Annotated in this window: 8 protein-coding genes; all 8 read left to right on the forward strand. The window is 65.9% G+C overall.

Going from position 1 to position 10796, the window contains the following annotated elements; genetic code table 11:
• Window positions 1–78 precede the first annotated feature (78 nt).
• The 8 genes from JEQ17_RS27815 to JEQ17_RS27850 all read left to right on the forward strand — a co-directional run bounded on the left by JEQ17_RS27815 (window position 79) and on the right by JEQ17_RS27850 (window position 10751).
• The gene (locus JEQ17_RS27815; RefSeq protein ID WP_200397743.1) at window positions 79–3978 is read left to right on the forward strand and encodes a DNA-directed RNA polymerase subunit beta'; all 3900 of its coding nucleotides are present in this window, start codon (window positions 79–81) and stop codon (window positions 3976–3978) included.
• Window positions 3979–4112: 134 nt separating this feature from the next.
• Window positions 4113–4739, forward strand: a complete 627-nt coding sequence (locus tag JEQ17_RS27820) for a DUF1707 and DUF4190 domain-containing protein (protein WP_383394107.1) — start codon at window positions 4113–4115, stop codon at window positions 4737–4739.
• Between the two features lie 288 nt (window positions 4740–5027).
• Complete coding sequence (gene rpsL / locus JEQ17_RS27825) at window positions 5028–5399, forward strand: 30S ribosomal protein S12 (protein ID WP_003948652.1); 372 nt, start codon at window positions 5028–5030, stop codon at window positions 5397–5399.
• Between the two features lie 2 nt (window positions 5400–5401).
• A complete protein-coding gene (gene rpsG, locus JEQ17_RS27830) occupies window positions 5402–5872 on the forward strand; it encodes a 30S ribosomal protein S7 (protein WP_030345396.1) in 471 nt (156 codons plus the stop codon).
• Window positions 5873–5911: 39 nt separating this feature from the next.
• On the forward strand, window positions 5912–8038 hold the full coding sequence (gene fusA, locus JEQ17_RS27835; protein WP_143642861.1) for an elongation factor G: 2127 nt from the start codon (window positions 5912–5914) through the stop codon (window positions 8036–8038).
• Between the two features lie 143 nt (window positions 8039–8181).
• Window positions 8182–9375, forward strand: coding sequence for an elongation factor Tu (gene tuf / locus JEQ17_RS27840; protein ID WP_055610510.1), 1194 nt, complete (start codon window positions 8182–8184; stop codon window positions 9373–9375).
• Window positions 9376–9567: 192 nt separating this feature from the next.
• Window positions 9568–10164: an RNA polymerase sigma factor gene (locus JEQ17_RS27845; RefSeq protein WP_200397744.1), complete on the forward strand. Its 597-nt coding sequence runs from the start codon at window positions 9568–9570 to the stop codon at window positions 10162–10164.
• Complete coding sequence (locus tag JEQ17_RS27850; RefSeq protein ID WP_200397745.1) at window positions 10161–10751, forward strand: hypothetical protein; 591 nt, start codon at window positions 10161–10163, stop codon at window positions 10749–10751. The genes JEQ17_RS27845 and JEQ17_RS27850 overlap by 4 nt, the downstream gene beginning before the upstream one ends.
• The last annotated feature ends 45 nt before the right edge of the window (window positions 10752–10796 follow it).

The raw sequence follows: 10796 nt of genomic DNA on the forward strand, positions 1-10796 counted from the left end.
CTGAAAACGAGCCCCGGCTAACCCCGGACCCCAGTCAGACCAGTGAAGAATCGACCCCGAAAGAGGGATTGACGACAAGTGCTCGACGTCAACTTCTTCGACGAGCTGCGGATCGGCCTTGCTACCGCTGACGACATTCGTCAGTGGTCACACGGTGAGGTCAAGAAGCCGGAGACCATCAACTACCGCACCCTCAAGCCCGAAAAGGACGGACTCTTCTGCGAGAAGATCTTCGGTCCGACCCGGGACTGGGAGTGCTACTGCGGCAAGTACAAGCGTGTCCGCTTCAAGGGCATCATCTGCGAGCGCTGCGGCGTCGAGGTCACTCGCGCCAAGGTGCGTCGTGAGCGGATGGGCCACATCGAACTGGCCGCTCCCGTCACCCACATCTGGTACTTCAAGGGCGTTCCGTCGCGGCTGGGCTACCTGCTCGACCTCGCCCCGAAGGACCTCGAGAAGGTCATCTACTTCGCCGCGTACATGATCACGTACGTGGACGACGAGCGTCGTACCCGCGACCTGCCGTCGCTGGAGGCTCACGTCTCCGTCGAGCGTCAGCAGATCGAGAACCGGCGCGACGCCGACCTCGAGACCCGCGCCAAGAAGCTCGAGACCGACCTGGCCGAGCTCGAGGCCGAGGGCGCCAAGGCCGACGTACGCCGCAAGGTGCGCGAAGGTGCCGAGCGTGAGATGAAGCAGCTGCGTGACCGTTCGCAGCGCGAGATCGACCGTCTCGACGAGGTGTGGACCCGATTCAAGAACCTCAAGGTCCAGGACCTGGAGGGTGACGAGCTCCTCTACCGCGAGCTGCGTGACCGCTTCGGGACCTACTTCGACGGCTCCATGGGTGCGGCTGCCCTGCAGAAGCGCCTGGAGTCCTTCGACCTGGACGAGGAGGCCGAGCGCCTCCGCGAGATCATCCGTACCGGCAAGGGCCAGAAGAAGACCCGTGCGCTGAAGCGGCTGAAGGTCGTGTCTGCCTTCCTGCAGACCTCCAACAGCCCCAAGGGCATGGTTCTCGACTGCGTCCCGGTCATCCCGCCGGACCTTCGCCCGATGGTGCAGCTGGACGGTGGCCGCTTCGCGACCTCCGACCTGAACGACCTGTACCGCCGTGTGATCAACCGGAACAACCGTCTGAAGCGGCTTCTCGACCTCGGCGCGCCCGAGATCATCGTGAACAACGAGAAGCGCATGCTCCAGGAGGCCGTGGACGCCCTCTTCGACAACGGTCGTCGTGGTCGCCCGGTCACCGGTCCCGGTAACCGCCCGCTGAAGTCCCTGAGCGACATGCTCAAGGGCAAGCAGGGTCGTTTCCGTCAGAACCTGCTCGGCAAGCGTGTGGACTACTCCGCGCGTTCCGTGATCGTCGTCGGTCCGCAGCTGAAGCTGCACCAGTGCGGTCTGCCGAAGGCGATGGCGCTGGAGCTCTTCAAGCCGTTCGTGATGAAGCGCCTGGTCGACCTGAACCACGCGCAGAACATCAAGAGCGCCAAGCGCATGGTGGAGCGCGGCCGCACGGTCGTGTACGACGTCCTGGAAGAGGTCATCGCGGAGCACCCGGTTCTGCTGAACCGTGCTCCCACCCTGCACCGCCTCGGCATCCAGGCCTTCGAGCCGCAGCTGGTCGAGGGCAAGGCCATCCAGATCCACCCGCTCGTCTGCACCGCGTTCAACGCGGACTTCGACGGTGACCAGATGGCCGTGCACCTGCCGCTCTCCGCGGAGGCGCAGGCCGAGGCCCGCATCCTGATGCTGTCCTCGAACAACATCCTCAAGCCCGCCGACGGCCGTCCGGTGACGATGCCGACCCAGGACATGGTCCTCGGTCTGTTCTTCCTCACCACCGACGGCGAGCTGCGGGACGTCAAGGGCGAGGGCCGGTCCTTCGGCTCCTCGGCCGAGGCGATCATGGCGTTCGACGCCGGTGACCTCTCGCTGCAGTCGCGCGTGGACATCCGCTTCCCGGTGGGCACCATCCCGCCGCGCGGCTGGACCCCGCCGGCTCAGGAGGAGGGCGACCCGGAGTGGCAGCAGGGTGACACCTTCCGCCTGAACACCACGCTGGGCCGTGCGCTCTTCAACGAGCTGCTGCCCGAGGACTACCCGTTCGTCGACTACGAGGTCGGCAAGAAGCAGCTCTCCGAGATCGTCAACGACCTCGCCGAGCGCTATCCCAAGGTCATCGTGGCGGCGACGCTCGACAACCTGAAGGCGGCCGGCTTCTACTGGGCGACCCGTTCCGGCGTCACCGTGGCCATCTCCGACATCGTCGTTCCCGACGCGAAGCGCGCGATCGTCAAGGGCTACGAGGACCAGGACGAGAAGGTCCAGAAGCAGTACGAGCGTGGTCTGATCACCAAGGACGAGCGCACGCAGGAGCTCATCGCGATCTGGACCAAGGCGACCAACGAGGTTGCCGAGGCGATGAACGCGAACTTCCCGAAGACCAACCCGGTCTCGATGATGGTCAACTCCGGCGCTCGCGGAAACATGATGCAGATGCGTCAGATCGCCGGTATGCGTGGTCTGGTGTCGAACGCCAAGAACGAGACGATTCCTCGTCCCATCAAGGCGTCCTTCCGTGAGGGCCTGTCCGTGCTGGAGTACTTCATCTCCACGCACGGTGCCCGTAAGGGTCTGGCCGACACCGCCCTGCGTACCGCCGACTCGGGTTACCTCACCCGTCGTCTGGTCGACGTGTCGCAGGACGTGATCATCCGTGAGGAGGACTGCGGCACCGACCGCGGTCTGCGTCTGGAGATCGCCGAGCGGGGCGCCGACGGTGTCCTGCGCAAGGCGGAGAACGTCGAGACCAGCGTGTACGCACGTGCGCTGGCCGAGGACATCACCGTCGACGGCAAGGTGCTGGCCCCGGCCAACACCGACCTGGGCGACGTCCTCATCGACGAGCTCGTCAAGTACGGCATCGAGGAGGTCAAGACCCGTTCGGTCCTGACCTGCGAGTCCGCCGTCGGTACCTGCGCCATGTGCTACGGCCGTTCGCTGGCCACCGGCAAGCTGGTCGACATCGGTGAGGCGGTCGGCATCATCGCCGCCCAGTCCATCGGTGAGCCCGGCACGCAGCTGACGATGCGTACCTTCCACACCGGTGGTGTGGCCGGTGACGACATCACCCAGGGTCTTCCCCGTGTCGTCGAGCTCTTCGAGGCTCGTACGCCGAAGGGTGTCGCCCCGATCTCCGAGGCCTCCGGCCGCGTGCGGATCGAGGAGACCGAGAAGACCAAGAAGCTCGTCGTCACCCCCGACGACGGCAGCGACGAGACGGCGTTCCCGATCTCGAAGCGTGCCCGTCTGCTGGTGGGCGAGGGCGACCACGTCGAGGTGGGCCAGAAGCTCACCGTGGGTGCCACCAACCCGCACGACGTGCTGCGCATCCTGGGTCAGCGTGCCGTCCAGGTCCACCTGGTCGGCGAAGTCCAGCGGGTCTACAACTCGCAGGGTGTGTCGATCCACGACAAGCACATCGAGATCATCATCCGGCAGATGCTCCGTCGTGTGACGATCATTGAGTCCGGCGACGCCGAGCTGCTGCCCGGTGAGCTTGTCGAGCGCTCGAAGTTCGAGACCGAGAACCGTCGTGTGGTCCAGGAAGGCGGCCACCCGGCCTCCGGCCGTCCGCAGCTGATGGGTATCACCAAGGCGTCGCTGGCCACCGAGTCGTGGCTGTCGGCGGCGTCCTTCCAGGAGACGACCAGGGTTCTGACGGACGCGGCGATCAACGCCAAGTCCGACTCCCTGATCGGCCTCAAGGAGAACGTCATCATCGGTAAGCTCATCCCGGCCGGTACGGGCCTGTCCCGCTACCGCAACATCCGGGTCGAGCCGACCGAGGAGGCCAAGGCCGCGATGTACTCGGCCGTCGGCTACGACGACATCGACTACTCGCCGTTCGGCACGGGCTCCGGCCAGGCCGTTCCGCTGGAGGACTACGACTACGGTCCGTACAACCAGTAAGCGGGTTGCTTGAGTTGAAGGGCGGTCACCCTGTGGGGTGGCCGCCCTTCGGCTTTTCCCGTGACGGGAACCTATGCCGGAAATGCCGCGTTGGAGCATGATGGAAGCCCAGTCTTTCGGGGGGAGGTGCTCCCGTGTCGTATCCGTCGTGGCAGCCGGGGGAGGGGCCGAAGGACGCGCAGGCCCGGCAGGGGTCGGGTGGTGTGCCGTCCTGGCGTGGGCAGGGGGGTCAGCCGCCGGTCTGGTACGGGCAGGGGGGTCCTCCGCAGCCCGGGTACGGGGACACCGCGCATGCCATGCTCGCCTCGCACTCCGACCGGGAGCGGGCCGTCGATGTGCTCAGAGCCGGCTTCGGCGAGGGGCGTATGGAGCAGGCCGAGTTCGAGAAGCGGGTGGCGCGGGCCTACGCGGCCCGTACGGTGGGCGAGCTGGCCCTTCTGGTGGCCGACCTGCCCCAGGGGCCCGTTCCGCTGCCGGCGGCCGTAGGGGCCGTGCCACGGACGTTCCTGCCCCTTCCGGTGCCGAAGACGAACGAGAAGGCGATCGGGTCGGCGATCTGCGGTGGGCTGTGTCTGGTGACCTTCGGGCTCACCGGTCTTCCCGCGGTGATTCTCGGCCATTCCGCGCGCTCCGAGATCCGTCGCAGAGGCGAGAGCGGTGACGGTCTCGCGCTCACCGGACTGGTCATCGGATGGCTGGCCACGGCCAGCTGGACCCTTGTGGTGACGCTGCTGCTCATCGCCGCACTGACGACCGGATGAAGATCACGGACGGCGTGGCGGGTTGGCATGGTCGGCTCAGAGATGTTAGTGCGGCCCATTTGTTTTGACCGCAGCGTATGAGGTAGGTACGCTCAGACCTTGTGCCTGGGGTGTGCCCTGGCTCCCGTGCGTGCCTTCAAACCGCAAGGGGAGTCGTAAGCGGCCACCGTAAATCTGCGCTCTTCTCGCTTCACGGCGAGAGTCTGCAGGATTCGACACACCCGACCGCGTGGGTCGGCGATGTTCCAGGTTAGCTTCACCATTCGGCACACAGAAACCGGAGAAGTAGTGCCTACGATCCAGCAGCTGGTCCGGAAGGGCCGGCAGGACAAGGTCGAGAAGAACAAGACGCCCGCACTCGAGGGTTCGCCCCAGCGTCGCGGCGTCTGCACGCGTGTGTTCACGACCACCCCGAAGAAGCCGAACTCGGCCCTGCGTAAGGTCGCGCGTGTGCGTCTGACCAGCGGGATCGAAGTCACCGCTTACATTCCGGGTGAGGGACACAACCTGCAGGAGCACTCCATCGTGCTCGTGCGTGGTGGCCGTGTGAAGGACCTGCCGGGTGTTCGCTACAAGATCATCCGAGGTTCCCTGGACACCCAGGGTGTCAAGAACCGCAAGCAGGCCCGCAGCCGCTACGGCGCCAAGAAGGAGAAGTAGAAATGCCTCGTAAGGGCCCCGCCCCGAAGCGCCCGGTCATCATCGACCCGGTCTACGGTTCTCCTCTTGTCACGTCGCTCATCAACAAGGTGCTGCTGAACGGCAAGCGCTCCACCGCCGAGCGCATCGTCTACGGCGCCATGGAGGGCCTGCGCGAGAAGACCGGCAACGACCCGGTCATCACGCTCAAGCGCGCTCTTGAGAACATCAAGCCGACCCTCGAGGTCAAGTCCCGCCGTGTCGGTGGCGCCACCTACCAGGTGCCGGTCGAGGTCAAGCCCGGCCGCGCGAGCACCCTGGCGCTGCGCTGGCTGGTCGGTTACTCCCGCGCCCGTCGCGAGAAGACCATGACCGAGCGTCTGCTCAACGAGCTTCTCGACGCCTCCAACGGCCTCGGTGCCGCTGTGAAGAAGCGCGAGGACACCCACAAGATGGCCGAGTCCAACAAGGCCTTCGCGCACTACCGCTGGTAGTCGCTACCCCCATCGAGACCGAGAGAAGACCGAAGCCTTATGGCTACCACTTCACTTGACCTGGCCAGGGTCCGCAACATCGGGATCATGGCCCACATCGACGCGGGTAAGACGACCACCACCGAGCGGATCCTCTTCTACACCGGCGTCAGCTACAAGATCGGTGAAGTCCACGACGGCGCTGCCACCATGGACTGGATGGAGCAGGAGCAGGAGCGTGGCATCACGATCACCTCTGCTGCTACCACCTGTCATTGGCCGCTTGAGGACAACGACTACACGATCAACATCATCGACACCCCGGGTCACGTCGACTTCACGGTCGAGGTGGAGCGTTCGCTCCGCGTCCTCGACGGTGCCGTCACCGTGTTCGACGGTGTCGCGGGTGTCGAGCCGCAGTCCGAGACGGTGTGGCGTCAGGCCGACCGTTACGGCGTGCCGCGCATCTGCTTCGTCAACAAGCTCGACCGGACCGGCGCGGAGTTCCACCGCTGCGTCGACATGATCAGCGGCCGCCTCGGCGCGCAGCCGATCGTCATGCAGCTCCCGATCGGTGCCGAGGCCGACTTCAAGGGTGTCGTCGACCTCGTCACCATGAAGGCTCTCGTGTGGTCCGCCGAGGCGGAGAAGGGCGAGATGTACGACGTCGTCGACATCCCGGCCACCCACACCGAGGCTGCCGAGGAGTACCGCGGCAAGCTCGTCGAGACGGTCGCCGAGAACGACGACGAGATCATGGAGCTGTACCTGGAGGGCAAGGAGCCTTCCGTGGAGCAGCTGTACGCCGCGATCCGTCGCATCACCATCGCGTCCGGCAAGTCCGAGGGCACCACGGTCACCCCGGTGTTCTGTGGCACCGCGTTCAAGAACAAGGGCGTTCAGCCCCTGCTCGACGCGGTCGTGCGCTACCTGCCGACCCCGCTTGACGTCGAGGCCATCGAGGGCCACGACGTGAAGGACCCCGAGGTCGTCATCCAGCGCAAGCCGTCCGTGGACGAGCCGCTGTCCGCCCTCGCGTTCAAGATCATGAGCGACCCGCACCTGGGCAAGCTCACCTTCGTCCGGGTCTACTCGGGCCGCCTGGTGTCCGGCACCGCCGTGCTGAACTCCGTCAAGGGCAAGAAGGAGCGCATCGGCAAGATCTACCGCATGCACGCGAACAAGCGTGAGGAGATCGAGGCGGTGGGCGCCGGCGACATTGTCGCCGTGATGGGCCTGAAGCAGACCACCACCGGTGAGACGCTCAGTGACGACAAGCACCCGGTCATCCTGGAGTCCATGGACTTCCCGGCGCCGGTCATCCAGGTCGCCATCGAGCCCAAGTCCAAGGGTGACCAGGAGAAGCTGGGTGTAGCCATCCAGCGTCTCGCGGAGGAGGACCCCTCCTTCCAGGTTCACTCGGACGAGGAGACCGGCCAGACCATCATCGGTGGTATGGGCGAGCTGCACCTCGAGGTGCTGGTCGACCGTATGCGCCGTGAGTTCAAGGTCGAGGCCAACGTCGGTAAGCCGCAGGTCGCGTACCGTGAGACGATCCGCAAGGCCGTCGAGCGCGTGGACTACACCCACAAGAAGCAGACCGGTGGTACGGGTCAGTTCGCCAAGGTGCAGATCGCGATCGAGCCGATCGTGGACGGCGACGCCTCGTACGAGTTCGTGAACAAGGTCACCGGTGGCCGTATCCCGCGGGAGTACATCCCGTCGGTGGACGCCGGTGCGCAGGAGGCCATGCAGTTCGGCATCCTCGCCGGTTACGAGATGACGGGCGTCCGCGTCACGCTTCTCGACGGTGCCTACCACGAGGTCGACTCCTCCGAGCTGGCGTTCAAGATCGCCGGTTCGCAGGCCTTCAAGGAGGCCGCCCGCAAGGCCAGCCCCGTGCTGCTCGAGCCGATGATGGCCGTCGAGGTCACCACGCCCGAGGACTACATGGGTGACGTCATCGGTGACATCAACTCCCGCCGTGGCCAGATCCAGGCCATGGAGGAGCGTGCCGGTGCCCGCGTCGTGAAGGGCCTCGTGCCCCTCTCGGAGATGTTCGGCTACGTCGGCGACCTCCGCAGCAAGACCTCGGGTCGCGCAAGCTACTCGATGCAGTTCGACTCCTACGCCGAGGTTCCCCGGAACGTCGCCGAGGAGATCATCGCGAAGGCCAAGGGCGAGTAACGCACACCGTTTGCACGCTTTAGGCTTGACACCGACCGACGGGATTCATCCGGAAACGGAAATCCCGGCGGGCGGCATCCCAGCAAAGATCACCCTGGCGCCGATGAGTAAGGCGTACCAGAACCACTCCACAGGAGGACCCAGTGGCGAAGGCGAAGTTCGAGCGGACTAAGCCGCACGTCAACATCGGCACCATCGGTCACATCGACCACGGTAAGACGACCCTCACGGCCGCCATTACCAAGGTGCTGCATGACGCGTACCCGGACCTGAACGAGGCCTCGGCCTTCGACCAGATCGACAAGGCTCCTGAGGAGCGCCAGCGCGGTATCACGATCTCCATCGCGCACGTCGAGTACCAGACGGAGACGCGTCACTACGCGCACGTCGACTGCCCGGGTCACGCGGACTACATCAAGAACATGATCACCGGTGCTGCCCAGATGGACGGCGCCATCCTCGTGGTCGCCGCCACCGACGGCCCGATGCCGCAGACCAAGGAGCACGTGCTCCTGGCCCGCCAGGTCGGCGTTCCGTACATCGTTGTCGCGCTGAACAAGGCCGACATGGTGGACGACGAGGAGATCCTGGAGCTCGTCGAGCTCGAGGTCCGTGAGCTGCTCTCCGAGTACGAGTTCCCGGGCGACGACCTTCCGGTCGTCAAGGTCTCGGCGCTCAAGGCCCTTGAGGGCGACAAGGAGTGGGGCCAGTCCGTCCTCGACCTGATGAAGGCCGTCGACGAGTCGATCCCGCAGCCCGAGCGTGACGTCGACAAGCCGTTCCTCATGCCGATCGAGGACGTCTTCACGATCACCGGTCGTGGCACCGTCGTCACCGGTCGTATCGAGCGTGGTGTCCTCAAGGTCAACGAGACCGTCGACATCGTCGGCATCAAGACCGAGAAGACCACCACCACGGTCACGGGCATCGAGATGTTCCGCAAGCTGCTCGACGAGGGCCAGGCCGGTGAGAACGTCGGTCTGCTGCTTCGTGGCATCAAGCGCGAGGACGTCGAGCGCGGCCAGGTCATCATCAAGCCCGGCTCGGTCACCCCGCACACGGAGTTCGAGGCCCAGGCGTACATCCTGTCCAAGGACGAGGGTGGCCGTCACACGCCGTTCTTCAACAACTACCGTCCCCAGTTCTACTTCCGCACGACGGACGTGACTGGTGTGGTGACCCTCCCCGAGGGCACCGAGATGGTCATGCCGGGCGACAACACTGAGATGACCGTTGAGCTCATCCAGCCCGTCGCCATGGAGGAGGGCCTGAAGTTCGCCATCCGTGAGGGTGGCCGGACCGTGGGCGCCGGCCAGGTCACCAAGATCAACAAGTAGGCCTCGCTTACCTGTTGGGCTTGAACGCCTGGTAGCTCCAGCATCGCTGAGCTCCTTGAAGGGGCCCGCACGACTTCGGTCGTGCGGGCCCCTTTGCTTTTCTGTCAGAACCGCCGGGGCCGTCCTGTAACGCATTCGACCGCCCGTTCCAAGTAGTAGTGACAGCAGGACGGACAACGGGAGGTTCACACCTTGGCATCCGACAGCAAAAGCCGGGGCGGTCCACCGGGAGAGCTGTACGACCCGGCCGCCTTCGAGGTCTTCTATCGCCGCCATGTCGACACCGTCACCCGCTTCATGGCCCGGCGGGTCACCGACCCGCACACCGTCGCCGATCTCACCGCCGAGACCTTCCTGGCGGTGATCGACTCCGCCCGTGCCTACCGCCCAGACCTCGGGAGCGAGACGGCCTGGCTGTACGGCATCGCGCGCAACGTGGTGGCCGCGGAAGCCCGAAGGAGCGCACGGCAGAACGTGCTCGGCGGCCGTATCGCCGGCCGCCGGCTGCTGGAAGGCGACGACATCGACCGGCTGGAGGAGAAGCTCGACGCCGAGGAGGCCGGGCGTCGCGCGCTGGCCGCCCTGGTCAGGCTCCCCGACGGCGAGCGTGCGGTGATCGAACTCGTCGCCGTCGACCAGCTGAGCGTCACCGAGGCCGCCGTGGCGCTGGGCATACGCAAGGTCACCGCCCGGGTGCGGCTGCATCGGGCGCGCAGGTCGCTGCGCTCGGCGGCGGCCGGAGCCGGCGGGCAGCAGGCAGCACTCACGTATGCAGGGGGAGAGGCATGAGCACCAGGACGACGAAGACCTTCGAGGACCGGCTGCTGAGCGAACTCCAGCGGGAGATCGCTCTCAGGGCCGAGGACCCGCCGGAGCCGGAGCCGGTGATCCGCCGCACGATCACCACTCGCCGGGCGCTGGTCGCCCTCGCGGCGTGTGTCGCCGCGGTGGGGGGCGTGGTGGCGCTGCCGGCGTCGACGGGCGGGGCGCAGGCGTACGCCGTCGAGCGGCACGAGGACGGCAGTGTCACCCTCACCCTCGACGAGATCGCCCTGAGTTGGGACGAGAAGACGGCGCTGACCGAGCGGCTGCGTGCGGAGGGCATCTTCGTCAGTGTCGACAAGCCCAGAAGCGGCTACGTCTGTGAGCAGCCGCGCGGTGAGCTGCCGCCTCCGCGCACGAGGAGCTACGACGTGGAGAAGGGCATCTGGAGTGAACCCTTGACGTACACCCTGCACCCCGGCGACACCCTGGCCTTCGAGGAGCCGGAGAGGGTGAAGGACGACGTCAGCCCCGCCTGGAGCATGTACGTGGTCGAGGGACGGATCAAGCCCTGCAAGGAAGTGCCCTTCGAAGGGCTTGTGGGGGAGGACTAGCCGGGCGGGCCCGTACGACCGAGGTCGTACGGGCTCTCGGGCCTT

This window comes from Streptomyces liliifuscus, assembly GCF_016598615.1.
Lineage (GTDB): Bacteria > Actinomycetota > Actinomycetes > Streptomycetales > Streptomycetaceae > Streptomyces > Streptomyces liliifuscus.

Excerpts from the sequence above, each read along its gene's own strand:
- rpsG (WP_030345396.1), top strand. The coding sequence starts at position 5,402 with ATGCCTCGTAAGGGCCCCGCCCCGAAGCGCCCGGTCATCATCGACCCG.
- fusA (WP_143642861.1), top strand. The coding sequence starts at position 5,912 with ATGGCTACCACTTCACTTGACCTGGCCAGGGTCCGCAACATCGGGATC.
- JEQ17_RS27850 (WP_200397745.1), top strand. The coding sequence starts at position 10,161 with ATGAGCACCAGGACGACGAAGACCTTCGAGGACCGGCTGCTGAGCGAA.